Here is a 21,125-nt window from a genome sequence, read left to right on the forward strand (position 1 = left end):
AACGGGGTGCCCATGTCGAGTGCCGATGCGGCCGGACGTCCCGCCTGCCCCGCGGATTCGGCGTCGGACTCGGCGCCGCTGTCGGCCGCGGAACGGTCGTCGTGGCCCGGCTGCGCGTCGGGACCGATCAGCTGGGTGGTTTCGGTGCCCTCCGGCTGCGGCGGGCGGCTGCGCATCTCGTCGGGGTCGAGCACCGACGAGACGGGTTCGATCGGTTCGGCGTCGCCGATGGCGGGGACGTACCGGGTCTCCTCGGCGCCACCGGCGTCGTACCCGGCGTCGTCGTAGTAGTCCCCGGCGCCGCGCCCCTGGTCGCCGTAGTCCCCGTCGCCGTAGCCCTGGTCGCCGTAGCCCTGGTCGCCGCAGTCCCGGTCGGCGGCGTCGAGGGCGGCGTCGATGTCCTCGTCGGCCTCGCGGTCGGTGTCGTCGGAACGGCCGTCCGCCCGGTCGCCGTAGGGGCGGTCCTCGCGGTCGTCGAACACCCCGCGTTCGTCGACGTCAAGAGCGTCCCGGTCGTCCCGGTCGTCGTACGCGTGCGCGCCGTACCCCTGCTTGTCCTCGGCACGGTCGTCGTAACCCCGGTCGTCGAACATGCTCCGCTCGCCGGGGACCTCGAGGTCCTCGGGCCGGTCGGCGAGGTCGAAGTCGTCGCGCTCCTCGCCGTGCGAGCCGTAGGAGTCGTAGGCACCGCGGCTCTCGCCGAGGCCGGCGAGGCTGTCCCGTTCGGGCCAGTCCGTTTCGGGCTCGTTCCGGTCGCCGGTGTCGGGGCCGCCGTAGGTCCCGGTCAGCGCGGACGCGCCGCCTGCGGCGAGCGCCTCGTCGGCGTCCCGGAAGGGGTCGTTGCGGCTCGCTCTGCCCGACATGGCGTCGCTGGCCCCGAGCGCGGGCTCGGAGATGCGGCGGAGATCGGCCTCACGGGCCGCGAGTCTCGCCTCGAGGTCCCTGACCTGCTTCCTTGCCGGTCGAACCAGAAAGACCCAGGCCAGGAAGGCGCCCAGCACGAAAGCGATCGCGCTGAACACCCAGACCTGCCCGAAAATGGACATTGGTGCGGTGTCCTCCCTCAGTGGGTGCGTGCGACGAGGTAATCGGCGACCGATTCGCAGGCATCCCGCGCCGGAGACGGCGGCAGCGCCGCCAGCTCCGTCCTCGCGCGCTGAGCGTAGCCTGAAAGGGTGGTGCGTGCGCGTTCCAGTCCACGCGACGAACGCAACAAAGCCAGCGCCTCCGCGACCTCCGCGTCGTCGCTGATCGGGCCGCTGAGCAGCTCGGACAGCCGGGCGTTCGGCTTGTCCTCCGACAATTCGTACAACATCGGCAACGTCTTGACTCCCTCGCGCAGGTCGGTTCCCTGCGATTTGCCGAGTTCGGCCGACGGCGAGTCGATGTCGATGATGTCGTCGGAGATCTGGAATGCCGTGCCGATGATGTCGCCGAACCGCCGCAGCGCCTCGACGTACTCGTCGGGAGCGCCCGAGAGCATCCCGCCGAACCGTCCGGACGTGGCGATGAGCGAACCGGTCTTCTGGCCGATGACGGTCAGGTAGTGCTCGATGGGGTCCTCACCCTCGGCGGGTCCCACGGTCTCGCGCATCTGCCCGGTGACGAGCTCGCCGAACGTCTCGGCGATGATCCGCGCCGCGTCGGTGCCGAGGTCGGCGACGAGCCGCGAGGCGTGGGCGAACAGGAAGTCGCCAGTGAGGATGGCGACCGTGTTGTCCCACCGCGCGTTGACGCTCTCCGCGCCGCGGCGCATCGTCGCCTCGTCCATGACGTCGTCGTGATACAGCGTCGCCAGGTGGACCAGTTCGACGGCCGCGGCAGCGGTGATCACGCCGTCCCGCGAACCGGTCTCGGTGCCGAACTGACCTGCCAGCAGCGTGAACAGCGGACGGAACCGTTTGCCACCCGCCTCGACCAGGTGCCGGGCGGCTTCGTTGACGGCGGCGACGTCGCTGCGCACCACGTCGCGGAGCAGCTGCTCGACGGCGCCGAGACCACGCGCGAGGTCGGTCAGCAGCGCCTCGTCGTCGATCTGGAGCCCGACCGAGGCGCGCAGATCCTCAAGAGCGCCGTTCTCGGTGGCGCCGTCACGCACTGACACTGCTCGCTCCCGCCCTCTCGGCACTGGGTTGCACTCCTGCCCCGGCAGGTGCCCGCTCGGCGGAGTGGGCACCTGCCGGAGAATCGGCCCCAGCCTACTGGCAAGTCCGTACGCCGCGATCACGCATTCACGCTGCTCAGACGTGACCGTCGACACCGACCGGAAAGCGGCCCGTCGTCTCCGGGTTCCCCACCCGGCTCACCCGCCGAGTGCGAAGCCTCCCGCGCCTGCCCAGTCCAGGGCGAACGTCGGCAGCACGCCCAGCAGCAGCGTGACCACGACACCCAGCGCGATCGACGCGGTCGTGAACGCGCCGGGCACGCTCACGGTCGGCCCGTCCGACGCCGGTTCGGAGAAGTACATGAGCACCACGACGCGCAGGTAGAAGAACGCCGCGACCGCGCTGAAGACCAGTGCGATCACCACCAGGGGCGCCATGCCGTCCGACAGCGCGGCCGAGAACACGACGAACTTGCCGACGAATCCGCTCGTGAGCGGGATGCCGGCCAACGCCAGCAGCAGGAACGTGAACACGCCTGCCAGCAGCGGCGAGCGCTTCGCCAGTCCGGCCCACGCCGACAGGTGCGTGGCCTCGCCGGAGGAATCGCGCACCAGGGAGATCACGCCGAACGCCGCGAGCGTGGTGAAGCCGTAGGCCAGCAGGTAGAACAGCGTGCCGGACAGGCCCTCGTCGGTCAGCGCCATGGTTCCGATGAGCAGGAAGCCGGCGTGCGCGATCGACGAGTAGGCGATCATGCGCTTGAGGTCGGTCTGGGTGAGGCCGAGCACCGCGCCGATCGCCATGGACACGATCGCGACGGCCCACAACACGCCGCGCCACTCCCAGCTGGTGGCCTCGAACGCCACGGTCAGCACCCGGAGGATGCCGCCGAACGCGGCGACCTTGGTGCACGCCGCCATGAACGCGGTCACCGGCGTCGGGGCGCCCTGGTACACGTCGGGGGTCCAGGTGTGGAACGGCCCGACCGAACCCTTGAACAGCAGACCGACCATCAGCAGGCCCAGGCCGGCGAACAGCAGGGTGTCGCTGCGGTCGGTACCCGCGGAGGCGGTCGCGATGTCGGCGAGCTTCACCGAACCGGCGTAGCCGTACAGCATCGCCAGGCCGTACAGGAAGAACGCGCTGGCGAACGCGCCGAGCAGGAAGTACTTCACCGCAGCTTCCTGCGACAGCAGCCTGCGCCTGCGGGCCAGACCGCACATCAGGTACAGCGGCAGGCTCAGCACCTCGAGTGCGATGAACATGGTCAGCAGGTCGTTGGCCGCGGTGAAGGCCATCATGCCGCCGAGCGCGAACAGCGCAAGCGGGAACACCTCGGTCTGCATGCCGGTCGAGCCGACCTGCGCGCGATCCTGCACCGTGCCGGGCGCGATACCGGCCTGCGCCACGAACGAGCCGCCGGGTTCGACGGAACGGTCCGCGATCATCAGCACGGCCGCCACGCTCAACGCGAGCAGCGTGCCCCACAGGAACAGCGCGGGAGTGTCGATCGACAGCGTGCCCGACAGCGTGGTGATGTCGTGCTCGGGTTTACCGGAGACGTAGGCGCCGAGCGCGATGCCCGCGGCGGCGATCGACCCGAGGGTCAGCACGACCTGTCCGGACCAGCGCTGATGCTTGGGCACGAACGCCTCGATCAGCACGCCGACGCACGCGGCGCCGAGCACGATCACCATGGGCAGGATCGCGCCCCAGTCGATGCCGGGGGCGTCGATCGTCTGCACTTGCTGGGCGAGATACGGGTTCACGATGGCCGGTTACCTTTCCTGCACCGCGGTGATGGTCTGCTCGACCGACGGGTTGACGGTGTCCAGCACGGGCTTGGGGTAGAAGCCGAGGCCGATGATCAGCACCACGAGGGGCGCGAGTGCCGCGATCTCCTTGCCACCCAGGTCGCGGATGGTCTTGCGCGCGCCGGTCGCGGGTGCCTCGACGGTGCCGGGACCGGGGGAGGCACCGAGCAGCGCGTCGCCGCGGACGGGTCCGGTCATGATCCGCTGGTACAGCCACAGGATGTAGGCCGCCGCCAGCACCATGCCCACCGTCGCGACGATCGCGAACACGGGCCGGGTGTCGAACGCGCCCAGCAACACCAGGAACTCGCTGATGAACGAGTTCGTGCCCGGCAGCGACAGCGCGGACAGCCCCGCGATCAGCAGCATTGCGGCCAGCACGGGCGTCACCTTCGCCATGCCGCCGTACGCGTCGATCCGGGTGTCGCCGCCACGCGTGGCGATGATGCCGAGCACCAGGATGAGCATGCCGGTGGCGAGGCTGTGGTTGAGCATGTACGTCGCCGACCCCGCCACGGACTGCTGGGTGAAGGCGAAGATGCCGAGCGCGATGAATCCGAAGTGGGCGATCGACACGTAGGCCACGAACCGCTTCATGTCGGTCTGGCCCGCCGCCAGCATCGAGCCGTAGATGACACCGACCACGGCGAGCACCAGCACCAGCGGGGCGAGCTCGGCGCTGGCGTCGGGGGTCATCGGCAGGCTGTAGCGCAGGAACCCGAACGTGCCGACCTTGTCGAGCACGCCGACCAGCAGCACCGTCACGCCCACCGGTGCCTGGCTCGCCGCGTCGGGCAGCCAGGTGTGGAACGGGACCAGGGGTGCCTTGATGGCGAAGGCGAGGAAGAAGCCGAGGAAGATCCAGATCTGCGTCTCGAGCGGGGCCTCGCTGACGACCTGCACGAGCGTGGCCCAGTCGAACGTCCCCTGGCCCAGTTCGTCGGCGGCCAGCGAGTAGGCACCGATCGCCGACGCCAGCATGATCAGTCCGCCGAGGAACGAGTACAGGAAGAACTTCACCGCCGCGTACTGCCGCTTCGGCCCGCCGTAGCCGCCGATGAGGAAGTACATCGGGATGAGCATGATCTCGAACAGGACGTAGAACAGGAACACGTCCGTCGCGGCGAACACCGCGATGGTGAGCGCCTGCTGCAGCAGGATCAGCGACAGCAGGCCCCCGGTGTCCTTGCCCTCCGGAAGCTTGTCCGTCGAGCGCAGCAGGGCGATCACGATTGGCACGAGCAGTGCGATGACCGCGATCATCAACAGCGCGATGCCGTCGATGCCGAAGGAGACGTGCACCCCGAACGCCGGGATCCACTCCATCGACGACACCTGCTGCAGCCGGTCGCCGCCCGGGTCGTAGCTCAGCCACAGCGGCAGGATCAGCACGAGCTCCACAACGGACACCGCGAAGGCGGTCGTCGTGGCGAGCCGGTCGTCCTTGCGGAGCAGCGCCACGGCCACCGCGCCGAGCAGCGGCAGCAGGATCAGTGCGAGCAGCCAGGTCATCCGAACCTCACCAACAACAGAGCGCCGACGATCAGGAACGTTCCGCCGAGCATCGACAGCGCGTACGAGCGGACGAAACCGGTCTGCATGCGGCGCAGTCGTCCGGAGCTACCACCGAACAGTGCGGCGAGCCCATTCACCGCGCCGTCGAAGCCCCGGTTGTCGAAGAACACCGCGAACCGCGTGAGCCACAGGCTCGGCGTCGCGACGAGGGCCTCGTTGAGCGCATTGCCGTACAGGTCCTTGCGCGCGGCACGCACGGGCCAGGCGACCCGTTCGGGACGTTCGACCGCCGTGTACTTCGACCCCTCCGTGCTGCGTCCGAACAACGCCCACGCGCCGAGCACCCCGAGCCCCGAGACGAGCACCGTCAACCACGGGATCAGCGCGTGCGGCAGCACACCGTGGTGGCTCTCGGCCAGCGCGCCGACCGACGGGGCGAGGAACTCGGCGAGCGTGTCCCCGCCGATGAGCAGTCCGCCCGCGGCGACCGATCCGACCGACAGCACGATCATCGGCGCCGTCATCGTCGGTGGCGATTCGTGCGGATGGAACTCACGCCCGTCGGAGGACTTCTCGCCGCGCCAGCGCTCCTTGCCGAAGAACGTCAACAACACCAGGCGGGTCATGTAGAAGCCGGTGATGCCGGCGGCCAGCAGTGCCGAACCGCCCAGCACCCAGCCGCGCCAGCCCTCCTGGCCGAACGCCGCCTCGATGATGGCGTCCTTGGTGAAAAAGCCCGACAGGAACGGGAAGCCGATGATCGCCAGGTAGCCGAGGCCGAACGTGACGGCGGTGATCGGCATCTTCTTCGCCAGCCCGCCGAACTTGCGCATGTCGACCTCGTCGTTCATGGCGTGCATGACCGAACCGGCCCCGAGGAACAGACCGGCCTTGAAGAAGCCGTGCGTCAGCAGGTGGGCGATGGCCAGCGCGTAGCCGAACGGGCCCAGTCCGACCGCCAGCATCATGTAGCCGATCTGACTCACCGTGGAGTAGGCCAGCACCTTCTTGATGTCGTCGTAGGCACAGCCGATGATCGACCCGAGCAGCAACGTGAACGCACCCACGAGTGCGACCACCAACCTGCCGTCCTCGGTGAGGTTGTAGATCGGCGCGCCGCGGGCGATCAGGTACACACCCGCGGTGACCATCGTCGCGGCGTGGATCAGCGCCGACACGGGGGTCGGACCCTCCATGGCGTCCGGCAGCCACGCCTGCAGCGGGAACTGACCGGACTTGCCGCACGCACCCAGCAGCAGGAGCAGGGCGATCGCCGTGACCACGCCCGGCGACACGTCACCGATGCCCGCGAACACGGCCTCGTAGCTGGTGCTGCCGATGTGCTTGAACATCAGGAAGATCGCGATCGCGAGACCGACGTCGCCCACGCGGTTCATCAGGAACGCCTTCTTCGCCGCCGTGGCCGCCGACGGGCGATCGGTGTACCACCCGATCAGCAGGTACGACGCGAGGCCGACACCCTCCCAGCCGAGGTACAGCATCACGAAGCTGTTGCCCAGCACCAGGATGAGCATCGAGGCGACGAACAGGTTCAGGTAGGCGAAGAAGCGCCTGCGGTCCCGGTCGTCGGACATGTAGCCGATCGAGTAGACGTGGATCAGCGCACCCACACCCGTGATCAGCAGGACGAACGTCATCGACAGCGGGTCGATGCGCAGTCCGAAGTCCACCTGCAGCGCCTCGACCGGGATCCACGACCACAGCGTCGTATCGGCGGCCTGGGTCAGCGATTCCGAGAAGAACAGCGCGAGACCGTACACAAAGGACGCCGCGACGGTCGCGCAGCCGAGCAGGTGGCCCCAGCCGTCGGTGCGTCTGCCGCCGAGCAACAGTACGAGCGCGCCGAGCGCCGGGAACGCGACCAGCAGCCACGATGATGCGATCACAACTATTTCCCTTCGGGGCCCACGTTGGCAGGGTGGCCACCCGGACGCGTCCAGGTGGATGAGCTACAAGGCAGGCGGTCGCGACTCGTATTGACATACTCGAGCGGTCGCCAACGCAGTAGATCGCCGCCTGGGCGCGTCCTACCCGACCACATACGCAGGTCTCCCACCTTCTATTTCGCCCTGTTCAGTACTTCAGGAGGTTGGTGTCGTCGATGGAGGCCGAGCGGCGGGTGCGGAAGATCGCCATGATGATGGCGAGGCCGACCACGACCTCCGCCGCCGCGACGACCATCACGAAGAAGGCCATCACCTGTCCGTCGATGTCGCCGTTGATGCGCGCGAACGTGACCAGCGACAGGTTCACGGCGTTGAGCATCAGCTCGATGCACATGAACACCACGATCGCGTTGCGCCGCACCAGCACGCCGACCGCGCCGATGGTGAACAGCAGCGCCGACAGCAGCAGGTAGTAGGTCGGGGTCATGCCTTGTCCTCCGTGCCGTTCGCAGCACCGCCGGTCGGGGCCGGGGTGTCGGCGCCGGCGCCGGCGCCCGAGTCCTCACCGGTCCCGGAACCCGCCGAACCCGCGTCGGGCCCCACGAGAGCGCGGGCGTTCTCGCGCTCGACGCGGTCGAGGTGTTCGCGATGCGCCTGCAACTGTGCGGTCGGCGTGGACTCGATGAGCTCCGACAGCGATTCGGGGGCGATCGAGCCGTCCGGCAGCAGTGCGGGCGTGGCCACCGAGTTCGACGTCGCGTACACCCCGGGTCCCGGTTTGGGCGAGGGCCGCTCGTACTCACCGCGGAACCGCGCCTCGACGAGGTCGCGCTGGCTGCGCTTGCCTTCCTTGGAGTGCCGGTCGGTGAAGGCCAGCACCATGGCCCCCATCGCCGCCGTGATGAGCAGCGCCGAGGTCAGTTCGAACGGGAACAGGTAGTCCTGGAAGATCACGCGCGCCAGGCCGCCCGCGCCACCGCCGTCGGGCGTCCACGGGTTCATCGGCGGTGCGGGCGGCACGTCGGTCAGCGCGCGGGTCAGCGCCCCCGCGAGCACGCCGGCCACGCCGATGCCCAGCAACGCGGCCATGAGCCGCTGTCCTCTGAGGACTTCGAGCACCGAGTCGGACGACTCCCTGCCCACCATCATCAGCACGAACAGGAAGAGCATCATGATCGCGCCGGTGTAGACGATGATCTGCGTGAACCCGAGGAACGGCGCGTGCTGAACCATGTAGAGCATGCCCAGCGACAGCATCGTCAGCACGAGCCACAGGGCCGAGTGCACCGCATTGCGGGCGAAGATCATGCCGAGCGCGCCGGCCACCGCGATGGGCCCGAGCACCCAGAACGCGACGGCCTCGCCCGTGGACACCGTCGCGTCGGCCCCGGCCTGCGCCAGCACCAGCGACGTCTCCGTCCTCATCGGACCGCCTCCTCGGTGTCGGTCTCCACGGTCTGCTGCTCGGGCACGCCGCGGCCCCGCGCGAGCTCGGGGCCGCCCACGTAGTAGTCCTGCTCGTCGTCACCGAGCCGCATCGGGTGCGGGGGCTGCTCCATCCCGGGCAGCAGCGGTGCCAGCAGGTCCTCCTTGGTCCAGATGAGGTCCTGCCGGTTGTCGTCGGCCAGCTCGTAGAAATTGATCATCGTGAGCGACCGGGTGGGGCACGCCTCGACGCACAGGCCGCAACCGATGCAGCGCAGGTAGTTGATCTGGTAGTCCGCGCCGTAGCGTTCGCCCGGCGAGTACCGCGCTTCCTCGGTGTTGTCGCCGCCCTCGACGAAGATCGCGTCCGCGGGGCACGCCCAGGCGCACAGCTCGCAGCCGACGCACTTCTCCAGCCCGTCGGGATGGCGGTTCAGCTGGTGCCTGCCGTGGTACCGCGGCGCGGCGGGCGCGCCGATCTCCGGGTACTCCTCGGTGGCGACCTTCTTGAACATCATCCCGAAGGTGACGCCGAATCCCTTGACGGGATCAAAGATTCCCATCGGACTCTCCTTCCTTCGAGCCTTCGGACGAGCCGACGGTCGACGGACTCAGCTCCGCCTGCTTCTTCGCCTCGGACTTGCGCCGTGCCTCGAGGGCCTTCTTGCGCGGCGTGGTCTCCGGCACCTTCAGGTCGAGCGGCGGCACCGGGTGCCCACCGCCGGTCGTCGACACCATTCCGGCGTCCTCCGGCGGCTGCTTCTCCGGAATCAGCAGGGTCAGCAGCACGATCACGACGATGACGACGCCGCCGATCATGAGCAGCTGCCCCGTGGAGACGCCCTCGGCGTTGCGCAGCGCCCGCACCGTGGCGATCAGCAGCAACCAGACCAACGCGGCCGGGACGAGCACCTTCCAGCCGAGTTTCATGAACTGGTCGTAGCGGAACCGCGGGAGCGTGCCGCGCAGCCAGATGAAGCCGAACAGCAGCACGCACATCTTCATCAGGAACCACAGGGCAGGCCACCAGCCCTGGTTGATCGCCGCGTCGGCGCCGATGAACGGGAACATGCCGCCGCCGAGGAACAGCGTCGTCGCGAACGCCGAGACGATCACCATGTTCGAGTACTCGGCGAGGAAGAACATCGCGAACTTCATCGAGCTGTACTCGGTGTGGAACCCGCCGACCAGTTCGGACTCGGCCTCGGGCAGGTCGAACGGCGCACGGTTCGTCTCGCCGACCATCGAGATGATGTAGATGACGAAACTCGGCAACAGCAGGTAGAAGTACCACCCGCTGTCGGCCTGGGCCGCGACGATGCCGCTGGTGGCCATCGACTGCGAGTACAGCACCACGCCGATGATCGACAGGCCCATCGCGATTTCGTACGAGATGACCTGCGCGGCCGACCGGAGTCCGCCCAGCAGCGGATACGGCGACCCGGAAGCCCAGCCGCCGAGCACGATGCCGTACACGCCGATCGAGGCGCCCGCCAGCACGAGCAGCACGCTCACCGGCAGTTCGATCAGCTGCAGCACGGTGCGTTCGCCGAAGATCGTCACCTCGCCGCCGAAGGGGATCGCGGCGAGGCCGATCAACGCGGGCACCACCGCCACCACGGGCGCCAGGAAGTAGATCTTCCGGTCGGCCGTGTCGGGGATGACCTGTTCCTTGAACGGCAGCTTGATCGCGTCGGCCAGCGACTGCAGCATGCCGAACGGGCCGACCCGGTTCGGGCCGGGCCGGTTCTGCATCCGGCCGACGATCTTGCGCTCCCCCACGATCAGCACGACCGTGAAGATCGGCCCGATCAACATGATCACGACGGCCTTGAGCAGGATCAGCCACCACGGGTCGTCGGCGAGCAGTTCCGCCCTGTTGAGCGGTTCCTGCGCGGCCTGCGCGAGAACCGGTGTCGAAAGCTGTGAGCTGAGGGTCACCGCACGCCTCCTGCGATGTCGACGAGCGCGCCGTGTCCGGCGCCGAGCGCGGCACGCACCTTCGAACCCGGCGAGTTGCCCGGAAGCCAGACGACGCCGTCGGGCACGTCGGCGATCTCGATCGGCAGCGTCACCGAACCGCGGTCGGTCGACACGGTCACGTGATCACCGAGTCCGTCCGCGGTGGCCTGCGACATCCGCGCGACGACGCGCCGTGCCGTTCCCGCCAGCGCGGGTTCGTCGATCTGCAGCGAGCCGTCGTCGATGAGCTGCCGCCACGTCGCCAGCAACGCCGCACCGTCGGCCGGTGCCTGCGGTTCCGCGACCGGGCAGTCCGGCGCGGCGGCCCGCGCGGTGTGCGCCGGCAGGCGGTCCAGGTCACCGAGGGCGGCGGCCGGGGTCTGGGTGAACAGGTCGGCGTCCATCTCGACGCCGAGGGTGTCGAGCACCCGGCAGTCCGACAGCGCTCCCGTGCCCTCGAGCGTCACGGTGAACGGCCTGCGCCTGCCCTCCCAGTTGAGGAACGTGCCGTTCTTCTCGTCGACCGGCGCGATCGGAAGCACCACGTCCGCGTACGGCGTGACCGTGCTGGGCAGCATCTCCAGCGACACGACGAACGACGCGGCGTCCAGGGCCTTGCGGGCCAGGGCCGGGTCGGGCAGGTCGTCGAGGTCGACCCCGCCGACGACGAGTCCGTCGAGGTCGCGGGTGACGATCGCGTTCAACATCCCCGTGACGTCCCTGCCCGGCTCGGCGGGCAGCGTGCCCGCCGCCATACCCCAGTGGGCCTCGACCTCGGCTCGCGCCGCCTGGTCGGTCACGGACCTTCCGCCGGGAAGGAGGTTCGGCAGCGCGCCTGCCTCGACGGCCCCGCGTTCGCCCGCCCTGCGCGGGATCCACGCCAGCCGCGCGCCGGTGCGTTCGGCGAGGCGGTGCACGGCGGTCAGCAGTCCGGGCACCTCCGCGGCCCGCTCGCCGACCAGCACCACGGCGCCGTCGGCCCGCAGCCCCTCGTCGACGTCGGGAGCGTGCTCGGCGATGCCGTCGACGGCGCTCGCCTCGCCTCCCGGCTTGCACGCGAGCAGTTCCCCGAACGTCTTCGACACCGCAGGCGACGTCCATTGTCCGATGTGGACGACCTGGACGTTCTTCGTCCGCGCCCCCTTGCGGAGCCTCAGGAAGACGGCAGGTGCCTCCTCCTCCGGTTCGAACGCCACGCACAACACGAGCGGAGCGTTCTCCAGGTCGGTGAAGGTCACGCCGCCGTCGCGGCCGGTGTCGACACCGGGCCCGCCTGCGACGCGGGAGGCGAGGAAGTCCAGTTCCTCCGCCGAATGCGCGCGGGCGCGGTGGTCGATGTCGTTGGTCCGCAGCGCCACGCGGGCGAACTTGCTGTAGGCGTAGGCGTCCTCGACGGTCAGCCTGCCGCCCGGCAACACCCCGACGCCCTTTCCGTCGCGGGCGGCCGCCAGGCCTGCGGCGGCGGCGCGCAGCGCCTCGGTCCACGACGCCTCGACCAGCTCACCGCTGTCGGCATCGCGCACGAGCGGCCTGCGGATGCGCTGTTCGGCCGTTTCGTAGCGGAACGCGAAGCGGCCCTTGTCGCAGATCCACTCCTCGTTGACCTCGGGGTCGTCGCCGGCGAGCTTGCGCATCACCTTGCCGCGGCGGTAGTCGGCCCGCTCGGCGCACCCGGACGAGCAGTGCTCGCACACGCTGGGCTTCGACACGAGGTCGAACGGCCGCGACCGGAACCGGTACTGGGCGCTGGTGAGTGCACCGACCGGGCAGATCTGGATCGTGTTGCCGGAGAAGTACGACTGGAACGGTTCACCCCCCGCCGAAGCACTCTTTCCCGCTGAAGCGGAATCGGACCCCGAGGTGTGTGAGGCGGCGTCCAGCACGTCCGCCGTCTCCGACGTCCCGATCTGCTGGTGGGCACCGCGCTCGAGCAGGTCGATGAACGGATCGCCCGCGATCTGCGCCGAGAACCGGGTGCACCGCTGGCACAGCACACAGCGTTCGCGGTCGAGCAACACCTGCGAGGAGATCGGCAGCGGCTTCGGGAACGTGCGCTTCCGGTCGACGAACCGCGACTCGGCACGGCCGTGCGCCATCGCCTGGTTCTGCAGCGGGCACTCGCCGCCCTTGTCGCAGATCGGGCAGTCCAGCGGATGGTTGATGAGCAGCAGCTCCATCACACCCTGCTGGGCCTTGTCCGCCACCTCGGACGTCATCTGGGTCTTGACCACCATGCCGTCGGCGACCGTCATCGTGCACGAGGCCTGCGGCTTCGGCATGGGCCTGCCGTTCATCTCGACCTCGACCAGACACTGCCTGCACGCACCGGCCGGGTCGAGCAGCGGGTGATCGCAGAACCGCGGAATCACCGTGCCGAGCCGTTCGGCCGTGCGGATCAGCAGCTCACCCTTCGGCGCGACGACCTCCTGGCCGTCGATGGTGAGCTTGACGTGCCCCTCCGGCACGTCCACCTCGGGGGATTCCGGTGCCACCGTCATGCCTGTGCTCCAACCGGTTGCGCGACCTGCGAATCGGCAGCGGCCCCGCCGAGCGAGGCCTGCTCGGCCTGCGACTGCTGCGTGGCGGTGGGCCGGTTCGACTCGCACAGCGCGAGGAACTCGTCACGGAAGTACTTGATGCCGCTCTGGATGGGGCTCACCGCGGCGTCGCCGAGCGCGCAGAACGAACGGCCGCCGATGTTGTCGCACACGTCCAGCAGCGTGTCGATGTCCTGCTCGGTGCCCTTCCCCTCGACCATGCGCTCGAGGATCTGGGCCAACCAGAACGTGCCCTCCCGGCACGGCGTGCACTTGCCGCACGACTCGTGCTCGTAGAACTGCGTCCACTTCATCACCGCCCACGGCACCGACACGGTCTCGTTGAACACCTGCACCGCCGTGGTGCCCAGCATCGAACCGGCCTCGGCTGCGCCCTCGAAGTCCAGCGGCACGTCCAGGTGCTCGGCCGTGAACAGCGGCGTCGACGACCCGCCCGGAGTCCAGAACTTCAGCGGGATCCCGTTCTTCATCCCGCCGCACATCTCGAGCAGCTCCCGCAACGTCGTGCCCAACGGCGCCTCGTACTGGCCGGGACGTTCGACGTGCCCCGAGATCGAGTAGATCTTCGGACCGGGCGACTTCTCGGTGCCCATCGCGCGGAACCAGTCCGCACCGCCGTTGATGATCGACGGGACGGTCGCGATCGTCTCCACGTTGTTCACCGTCGTCGGCGCGGCGTACAGACCCGCGGCCGCGGGGAACGGCGGCTTCAGCCTCGGCTGGCCACGACGGCCCTCCAGCGAGTCGAGCAGCGCCGTCTCCTCACCGCAGATGTAGGCGCCCGCGCCCGCGTGCACCGTGATCTCCAGGTCGAAACCCGAGCCGAGGATGTCGCGCCCCAGGTAACCCGCGTGCTTCGCCTCCCGCACCGCCGCGTGCAACCGGCGCATCGGATGCAGCGCCTCACCACGGATGTAGATGAAGCAGTGGTGCGAACGCATCGCGTACGCCGCGATGATGCAGCCCTCGATGAGCGCGTGCGGGTCGGCCATCATCAACGGGATGTCCTTGCACGTGCCCGGCTCACCCTCGTCGGCGTTGATCACCAGGTAATGCGGCTTCTCCTCATCCTTCGGCATGAAGCCCCACTTCACACCGGAAGGGAAACCCGCACCGCCACGGCCACGCAGCCCCGCGTCCTTCACCATCTGGACGACCTGCTCCGGCGTGCCGCTCAGCGCCTTCCGCACCGCGGTGTAGCCCTCGAGCTTCTCGTACGTCGCCAACCGCCACGACTGCGGCGACAACCACCGCTTCGTCAACACCGGCGTCAGCGGCGCCTTCTCCGAGGTACCGTCGCTCATTTCGCCTCCACCTCCGGCAGGGGGACGTCCTCCGGCGCAGCCGGCGCCGTCCAGCCCCGATCCGCGGCCAACTGCGCACCCCGCAACGTCTCGACCGCCTGCGACGGCCCGTCCACATCGGACCAGAACTCGTCGTCGTCGGTGGGCAACAGCCCGGCGAGGCGCCGCTCCACGGTCTTGAAGTCCGACAGCGGAGCACCGCGCGTCGGCGCGGGCTTGTCCCCCCGCCGCAACGCATCGACCAGCTCGACGGCGCTCTGCTCGCTCTGGTTGTCGAAGTACTCGTAGTTGACCTGCAACACCGGAGCCAGATCGCACGCGGCAAGGCACTCGGCGTGCTCGAGCATGATCGAACCCGGCTCACCCGGCGTCCCCGCGACCTCCTCGTGCCCCAGCGGAGCCCCTTCGGAACCGAGGTGATCCTGCAGCTTCTTGTAGATCGCGTCGCCACCCATCGCCGCGCACAGCGTGTTCGTGCACACGCTCACGAGATGCTCACCGCACGGCTTGCGCTTGTACATCGTGTAGAACGTCGCGACGGCCGACACCTCGGCCTCCGACAACCCGAGCTGCTGGGCACAGAACGCGATGCCCTCCTGGCTCACGAACCCCTGCACCGACTGCACGAGATGCAGCAACGGAAGCAGCGCCGACCGCGACTGCGGATAGCGGGCGATCAGCTCCTTGGCCTCGGCGACCGTGTCCTCGCCGAACGTGGGCGTTTCGGTGCTCACCGGTCCACTCCCCCCATCACCGGGTCGATCGAGGCGACGGCCGCGATGACGTCGGCGACCAGGCCGCCCTCCGACATCGCGGGCATCGACTGCAGATTCACGAAACTGGGCTCGCGCACGTGCACCCGCATCGGCCGCGTCCCACCGTCGGACACGAGGTGGAAGCCGAGCTCCCCGCGCGGCGACTCGACGGTCGAGTACACCTGGCCCGGCGGAACCCGGAAGCCCTCGGTGACGAGCTTGAAGTGATGGATCAACGACTCCATCGACTGGCCCATGATCTTGCGGACGTGGTCGAGCGAGTTACCCATGCCGTCACTGGAGATCGACAATTGGGCGGGCCACGCGATCTTGCGGTCCTCCACCATCACCGGACCCGGCTCGAGTTTCTCCAGCACCTGGCGGATGATCCGCAACGACTGCCGCATCTCCTCGACCCGCAACAGGTACCGCGCCCAGCAATCGGCGTCCGTCGACGTCGGCACCTCGAAGTCGAACTCGTCGTAACACGAGTACGGGTCGGTCTTGCGCAGGTCCCACGCCAGGCCCGCCGACCGCAGCACCGGGCCGGTCACGCCCAACGCCAGGCACGCGTCGACCGGCAGATAACCGACCCCCTTGAGCCGGTTGCGCCAGATCGGCTGGCCCGTGAACAGCTTGTCGTACGAGGGAAGCCGCTCGTCGATGGTCTTGCAGAACTCGGTGACCTTCTCGACGAAGTCGTCCGGCATGTCCTGCGCCAACCCGCCCGGCCGGATGAACGCGTGGTTCATCCGCAGACCGGTGAGGTGCTCGAGCAGATGCAGCACCTCCTCGCGTTCCCGGAACCCGAGCGTCATCGCCGTCGTCGACCCGAGCTCCATGCCACCGGTGGCGATGTAGACGAAGTGCGACCCGATGCGGTTGATCTCCATCAACAGCACCCGCAACAACTGGGCCCGCCGCGGAACCTCCAGCTCGAGCAGCTTCTCCACCGCGAGGCAGTAGCCCATCTCGTTGAACAGCGGCGACAGATAGTCCATGCGCGTCACGAACGTGACGCCCTGCGTCCACGTCCGGTACTCGCAGTTCTTCTCGATACCCGTGTGCAGATAGCCGATCACCGACCGGAGCTGGGTGACCGTCTCCCCCTCCATCTCCAGCACCAGCCGCAACACCCCGTGCGTCGACGGGTGCTGCGGCCCCATGTTGATGATCATGCGCTCGTCGTGCGAGACATCCGAGAGCACGTCGTCCCAGTCACCACCGCTGACGGTGTAGACCGGACCCTCCGTGGTCTCCCTCGGCTCGGCGTAAGGCGCACTGTCGGCACCGGCCGGCGTGGTGTCCGTCCCGGTCGAGACGTCGGCGATGTGATCGCTAGTGGTCATGGTGCCTCCAGCGGGAGTTCGACAGTAGCGGTGTTCTCCGCGCCTCCAGCGGGAACACGAACTTCGGCGGTGTCCTCCGCGCCTCCAGCGGGAACACGAACTTCGGCGGGAAGCTCACGAGTACGACCTCCGCGTGTCCGGCGGCGGAATCTCCGCACCCTTGTACTCGACGGGAATGCCGCCGAGCGGATAGTCCTTGCGCTGCGGATGCCCCTCCCAGTCGTCGGGCATCAGGATGCGAGTCAGCGCCGGGTGGCCGTCGTAGACGATGCCGAACATGTCGTAGGCCTCGCGCTCGTGCCAGTCCGCCGTCGGGTAGACCTCCACAATGGACGGAACATGCGCGTCGTCGACATTCATCGTCACCTCGAGGCGGATCCGCCTGCGGTAGGTCATCGACAGCAGGTGGTACACCGAGTGCAGGCGCTGCGGCACGTCCTCGCCGTAGTCCACACCGGACACCGAGCTGCACACCTCGAACCGCAGCCCCTCGTCGTCACGCAGCACGCGGCACATCGAAACCAGGTGCGCGCGGTCGACGTAGAACGTGATCTCCCCACGGTCGACGGTGACCTGCAGGATCGCCTCGGCGGGAATGCCGTTCTCACCCAACGCGGCGTAGAACTCGTCGGCGAAGTCGTCGAACCAGCCGCCGTAGGGACGTTCGGCAGGCGGCGGTGAGTACGCGGGCAACCGCAGCCCGCCGTAACCGGACGTGTCGCCGCTACCGGATACGCCGAACATGCCCTTCCGCTCGCGGCCCGCGACCACCCTCGCTGGTTCCGCGCCACGCGGCTCGAGACCGGACTCCGGCCGCTCCGCGCTCGAGTTCTGCCCGCCCGTGGTGGGGTTCTGGCTGTCGGATTCAGACATGACGTCGACCTACTTCTTCGCGTACTTGATGGACGACGGGACGATCTCGGTCCTGGCGCCGCTCTCGGCGCGCAGCTGCGCGCGGCGGGCGTTCAGCGGCTCGTCCTGAACCTTGGCGTGCAGCTTGAGGATCGCGTCGAGCAGCATCTCCGGCCGCGGCGGACAGCCGGGCAGGTACATGTCGACGGGCACGATGTGGTCGACGCCCTGCACCACCGCGTAGTTGTTGAACATGCCGCCGGACGAGGCGCACACACCCATGGCGAGCACCCAGCGCGGCTCGGCCATCTGGTCGTAGATCTGGCGCAGGACCGGCGCCATCTTCTGCGTGACCCGCCCGGCGACGATCATCAGATCGGCCTGACGCGGCGTGGCGCTGAAGCGCTCCATGCCGAACCGCGCGATGTCGTAGCGGGAGCCGCCGCTGGTCATCATCTCGATGGCACAGCACGCGAGGCCGAACGTCGCGGGCCACATGGAGTTCTTGCGCGCCCAGTTGACGACGCCCTCCAGGCTGGCCAGCAGGATTCCGTTGGGGAGCTTTTCCTCAAGACCCATGGCGCATCAGTTCCAATCCAGGCCGCCGCGGCGCCACACGTAGAAGTCCGCGATGAAGAACGTCGCGATGAACAGGGCCACCGCGCCGAGGCCCCACAGCCCGAGCGCGTCCGCGGCGACGGCGTACGGGAAGAGGAAGACCATCTCGATGTCGAAGAGGATGAACAGCATCGCCGTGACGTAGTAGGCGACGGGCATGCGGCCCGCACCGGCCACGGGCTGCGGCGACGGTTCGATGCCGCACTCGTAGGCGGCCGTCTTGGCCCGGTTGTAGCGGCTCGGGCCGACGAGCGGGCCGAGCAGCACGGAGAAGATTCCGAACGCGGCGGCGAGGACGATCAGCAGCACCAGTGGCAGATAGATGCCGATGCCGGCGGCCGAGCCCTGTGCCAGCACCTCGTGGGCCTGCGTCTGGGTGGACCCGATGCCGGCCTGCACGTGCTCGGCCGGGACGTGACTCGCCGAGGCGAGACCGGCCGGCGCGAACGTGACGTTCACTGCGGGCACCATCCTTTCCGCGTCGTTGCGTTCGGACGTGTTGTGGTGTGCTGCCTGTGTGATCCGGGCGACGCCCGGACCGACTCGTCAGGGACGCAGGTCACAGCCATGGCCGTGACGAATCGAGCGCGCCGCGTGACGTCCCGACCCCTGACGTCGTGAAATCGTTCACAAGCCCTCCTAAGCGGTTGTGAAGCGCTTCACAAAGCATGGGGCCAGTGTAGGACTCAAGTCACAGGCTGTCGCTAGCCCCTTCCTTATAAGGGAGACCTAAGTAGGCACGCCGTGCACAGCCGGCGGGACACGGCCGAACGGCCCACGACCAGCGCAAAACGGATCGCGAGGACAGCCGCGATGTGGATCATGAAACCCGACGTGATCTATCCCACGTAGGGCGTTTCGTCGGGTACGAGGTGCGGCCCTCAGGCACTCGGTGTGACGCGCGCCATCGCGGCGATGATGCGGTCCACCGCGTCGCCGCCCTTCGCGTCGTAGCAGCCCGAGAGTCCCTTGTAGACGAGCGGGATGATCGGGTTGACGCGCAGACCGTACTTCGTGGCCGCGCGCATGACCTTCGGCTTGCCGATGAGCTTGGCGAAGACGTTGCCGAGGCGGTAGTAGCCGCCCATCAGGTCGGCGACGGCACGCGGATACCCGGCCAGCGCTCGCTCGCGCGAAGGGCCTTCCGGACGGGCCAGCGCCTGCACCACGTGCTCTGCGGCGAGCTGCGCCGATTCCATGGCCGCGGAGATGCCCTCGCCGTTGAACGGGCTCACCATCCCGCCCGCGTCGCCGAGCAGCAGCATCCCGTCGCGGTAGTGCGGGGTGCGGTTGAAGCCCATGGGAAGGCCCGCCCCGCCGATCCTGCCGACCGCGTTCTCCTCCCGGTAGCCCCATTCCTCGGGGGTTCCGTCGAGCCACGAGCGCAGCAGCTGGCGGTAGTCGATGTTGCGGAACGACGCGGACGTCGACAGCATTCCGAGCCCGACGTTGACCGTGCCGTCACCGAGCGGGAACGCCCAGCCGTAGCCGGGCAGCAGCTTCGGGTTGGCCGGGTCGGCGCGGTCCCACAGTTCGAGGTGACCCTCGATGTACTCCTCGCTGTGCCGAGGGCTCTTGTAGTACCGGCGGACGGCGACGCCCATGGGGCGCTTGTCGCTCTTCTCGATGCCCACCGACAGTGCCAGGCGGGCGGACACCCCGTCGCACGCCAGCACCAGCGGGGCGCGGTAGCTCACCGGCCGCTTGTCGGGCCCCGCCTTGCCTTCGACGCCGACGACACGTCCGGTGCGCTCGTCGGTGAGCGCGCCGGTGACCGTCGTGCGTTCCTGCAGCCGGGCGCCCGCCTTGACCGCGGTCTGGGCGAGGAGTTCGTCGAAGTCGTGGCGGGTGCGGGAGACGCCGTAGGGCGGGTAGCTCGTCAGGTCGGGCCAGTCGAGCTGCAGGTGCAGGTCGCCGGTGATGATGCGCAGACCCTTGCTGAAGGTCCAGCCCGCCTCGGGGCTCATGTCGAGGCCGAGGTCGATCAGCTGCTTGACCCCGCGCGGGGTCAGCCCGTCGCCGCAGACCTTGTCGCGGGGGAACGTGGTCTTCTCGAGCAGCAGCACGTCCACGCCGGCGCGGGCGAGGTACGTGGCGACGGTCGATCCCGCCGGTCCTGCTCCGACGACGATGACCTCGGCATCCTGAGTCATGAGTCGATTTTCGCAGGACTACCGGCCGGCTCGGGGGCCGGTGGCTCTTCGGGCTCGGGTTTGCGTGCCCGGTGGATGGCGACGGCGCCGAACATGAGGTTCAGCCACTCGACCTTCGTCCAGCCCGCCGAGGCGATGATCTCGCCGAGCGCGCGCTGATCGTGCCAGGTCAGCATGGATTCGGCGAGGTAGCCGTAGGCCTCCGGGTTGGAGGCGGCTCGCCTGCCCAGCCAGGTCAGCAGCCGCAGGACGATCCTGCGGTAGACGAAACGGATGGGCGCGAACGTCGGCGTGGACACCTCGCAGATCACGAGCCTGCCTCCGGGTTTGACCACGCGCAGTGCCTCGACCAGCGCCGCCTTGGTGTCGACGAAGTTCCGCAGCCCGAACGACACGGTCACGGCGTCGAAGGACTCGTCGGCGAACGGCAGGTGGAGCGCGTCGGCGGCGATCATGGGAAGGCCGCGGCCGCGCCCGTTGCGGAGCATCTCGAGCGAGAAGTCGGCGGCGACGCACCAGGCGCCGTCGCGGGCGTACTCCTCGGTGGATACGCCGGTCCCGGCGGCGAGGTCGAGGACCCGTTCCCCCTCGCGTGCCTCCAGGGCACCGGCGGTGGTGGCACGCCAGCGGCGGTCGAAGCCGAAGGTCATCACGGAGTTGGCACGGTCGTACCCGGCCGCGACGCCGTCGAACATGGCGGCGACCTCGCGAGGATCCTTGTCCAGCGAAGCTCGAGACATGTTCCGAGACTAAGGCGGCCGCGCGGAGCGCGTCCTTATGGGTGGCGGTGGGACGCCATGAGCGCCGG

General features: G+C 68.8%; 16 protein-coding genes and 1 pseudogene. All 17 read right to left on the reverse strand.

The features are described 5' to 3' along the window. Positions 1 to 1,063: 1,063 nt before the first annotated feature. Positions 1,064 to 2,104, reverse strand: coding sequence for a polyprenyl synthetase family protein (locus IF64_RS0120625; protein ID WP_030533800.1), 1,041 nt, complete (start codon positions 2,102 to 2,104; stop codon positions 1,064 to 1,066). 198 nt (positions 2,105 to 2,302) lie between these two features. Further along, on the reverse strand, positions 2,303 to 3,877 hold the full coding sequence (gene nuoN / locus IF64_RS0120630; RefSeq protein WP_030533801.1) for an NADH-quinone oxidoreductase subunit NuoN: 1,575 nt from the start codon (positions 3,875 to 3,877) through the stop codon (positions 2,303 to 2,305). Positions 3,878 to 3,883: 6 nt separating this feature from the next. After that, entirely contained in the window at positions 3,884 to 5,431 is a 1,548-nt protein-coding gene (locus IF64_RS0120635; RefSeq protein ID WP_030533802.1) for an NADH-quinone oxidoreductase subunit M, read from the reverse strand. Then, complete coding sequence (gene nuoL / locus IF64_RS0120640; protein ID WP_030533803.1) at positions 5,428 to 7,341, reverse strand: NADH-quinone oxidoreductase subunit L; 1,914 nt, start codon at positions 7,339 to 7,341, stop codon at positions 5,428 to 5,430. The genes IF64_RS0120635 and nuoL overlap by 4 nt, the downstream gene beginning before the upstream one ends. A gap of 187 nt (positions 7,342 to 7,528) precedes the next feature. Next, positions 7,529 to 7,828 carry an NADH-quinone oxidoreductase subunit NuoK gene (gene nuoK / locus IF64_RS0120645; RefSeq protein WP_030533804.1) on the reverse strand — a complete coding sequence of 100 codons (300 nt, stop codon included), beginning with the start codon at positions 7,826 to 7,828 and terminating at the stop codon, positions 7,529 to 7,531. Next, positions 7,825 to 8,766 carry an NADH-quinone oxidoreductase subunit J gene (locus IF64_RS0120650; protein WP_084705992.1) on the reverse strand — a complete coding sequence of 314 codons (942 nt, stop codon included), beginning with the start codon at positions 8,764 to 8,766 and terminating at the stop codon, positions 7,825 to 7,827. Before IF64_RS0120650 ends, nuoK begins: the two co-directional genes overlap by 4 nt. After that, complete coding sequence (nuoI, locus tag IF64_RS0120655) at positions 8,763 to 9,329, reverse strand: NADH-quinone oxidoreductase subunit NuoI (protein ID WP_030533806.1); 567 nt, start codon at positions 9,327 to 9,329, stop codon at positions 8,763 to 8,765. The genes IF64_RS0120650 and nuoI overlap by 4 nt, the downstream gene beginning before the upstream one ends. Then, positions 9,316 to 10,707, reverse strand: a complete 1,392-nt coding sequence (nuoH, locus tag IF64_RS0120660) for an NADH-quinone oxidoreductase subunit NuoH (protein WP_030533807.1) — start codon at positions 10,705 to 10,707, stop codon at positions 9,316 to 9,318. Before nuoH ends, nuoI begins: the two co-directional genes overlap by 14 nt. Then, complete coding sequence (locus IF64_RS0120665; RefSeq protein ID WP_030533808.1) at positions 10,704 to 13,226, reverse strand: NADH-quinone oxidoreductase subunit G; 2,523 nt, start codon at positions 13,224 to 13,226, stop codon at positions 10,704 to 10,706. The genes nuoH and IF64_RS0120665 overlap by 4 nt, the downstream gene beginning before the upstream one ends. Positions 13,227 to 13,303: 77 nt before the next feature. Next, positions 13,304 to 14,590: pseudogene (gene nuoF / locus IF64_RS0120670) on the reverse strand (NADH-quinone oxidoreductase subunit NuoF); the annotation flags it as partial. Next, a complete protein-coding gene (nuoE, locus tag IF64_RS0120675) occupies positions 14,587 to 15,324 on the reverse strand; it encodes an NADH-quinone oxidoreductase subunit NuoE (RefSeq protein WP_030533810.1) in 738 nt (245 codons plus the stop codon). The pseudogene nuoF and the gene nuoE, both read right to left, overlap by 4 nt. Continuing rightward, complete coding sequence (locus IF64_RS0120680) at positions 15,321 to 16,694, reverse strand: NADH-quinone oxidoreductase subunit D (RefSeq protein ID WP_030533811.1); 1,374 nt, start codon at positions 16,692 to 16,694, stop codon at positions 15,321 to 15,323. Before IF64_RS0120680 ends, nuoE begins: the two co-directional genes overlap by 4 nt. Before the next feature lie 114 nt (positions 16,695 to 16,808). Then, positions 16,809 to 17,567: an NADH-quinone oxidoreductase subunit C gene (locus IF64_RS0120685; protein ID WP_030533812.1), complete on the reverse strand. Its 759-nt coding sequence runs from the start codon at positions 17,565 to 17,567 to the stop codon at positions 16,809 to 16,811. A gap of 9 nt (positions 17,568 to 17,576) precedes the next feature. Beyond that, positions 17,577 to 18,125 carry a NuoB/complex I 20 kDa subunit family protein gene (locus IF64_RS0120690; protein WP_030533813.1) on the reverse strand — a complete coding sequence of 183 codons (549 nt, stop codon included), beginning with the start codon at positions 18,123 to 18,125 and terminating at the stop codon, positions 17,577 to 17,579. A 6-nt stretch (positions 18,126 to 18,131) separates the two neighbouring features. After that, positions 18,132 to 18,521, reverse strand: a complete 390-nt coding sequence (locus IF64_RS0120695; RefSeq protein WP_030533814.1) for an NADH-quinone oxidoreductase subunit A — start codon at positions 18,519 to 18,521, stop codon at positions 18,132 to 18,134. 524 nt (positions 18,522 to 19,045) lie between these two features. Further along, positions 19,046 to 20,317, reverse strand: coding sequence for a geranylgeranyl reductase family protein (locus tag IF64_RS0120700; protein WP_030533815.1), 1,272 nt, complete (start codon positions 20,315 to 20,317; stop codon positions 19,046 to 19,048). Further along, entirely contained in the window at positions 20,314 to 21,057 is a 744-nt protein-coding gene (locus IF64_RS0120705) for a class I SAM-dependent methyltransferase (RefSeq protein ID WP_051758034.1), read from the reverse strand. Before IF64_RS0120705 ends, IF64_RS0120700 begins: the two co-directional genes overlap by 4 nt. Positions 21,058 to 21,125 lie beyond the last annotated feature (68 nt).

The organism is Prauserella rugosa (assembly GCF_000719975.1).
Taxonomy (GTDB): Bacteria; Actinomycetota; Actinomycetes; order Mycobacteriales; family Pseudonocardiaceae; genus Prauserella; species Prauserella rugosa.

Bases quoted from the DNA above. Each gene is read 5' to 3' on its own strand.
- IF64_RS0120700 (WP_030533815.1), bottom strand. From the start codon at position 20,317: ATGACTCAGGATGCCGAGGTCATCGTCGTCGGAGCAGGACCGGCGGGA.
- IF64_RS0120690 (WP_030533813.1), bottom strand. From the start codon at position 18,125: ATGGGTCTTGAGGAAAAGCTCCCCAACGGAATCCTGCTGGCCAGCCTG.
- IF64_RS0120705 (WP_051758034.1), bottom strand. From the start codon at position 21,057: ATGTCTCGAGCTTCGCTGGACAAGGATCCTCGCGAGGTCGCCGCCATG.
- IF64_RS0120665 (WP_030533808.1), bottom strand. From the start codon at position 13,226: ATGACGGTGGCACCGGAATCCCCCGAGGTGGACGTGCCGGAGGGGCAC.
- IF64_RS0120650 (WP_084705992.1), bottom strand. From the start codon at position 8,766: ATGAGGACGGAGACGTCGCTGGTGCTGGCGCAGGCCGGGGCCGACGCG.
- nuoK (WP_030533804.1), bottom strand. From the start codon at position 7,828: ATGACCCCGACCTACTACCTGCTGCTGTCGGCGCTGCTGTTCACCATC.
- IF64_RS0120680 (WP_030533811.1), bottom strand. From the start codon at position 16,694: ATGACCACTAGCGATCACATCGCCGACGTCTCGACCGGGACGGACACC.
- IF64_RS0120635 (WP_030533802.1), bottom strand. From the start codon at position 5,431: ATGACCTGGCTGCTCGCACTGATCCTGCTGCCGCTGCTCGGCGCGGTG.
- nuoI (WP_030533806.1), bottom strand. From the start codon at position 9,329: ATGGGAATCTTTGATCCCGTCAAGGGATTCGGCGTCACCTTCGGGATG.
- IF64_RS0120685 (WP_030533812.1), bottom strand. From the start codon at position 17,567: ATGTCTGAATCCGACAGCCAGAACCCCACCACGGGCGGGCAGAACTCG.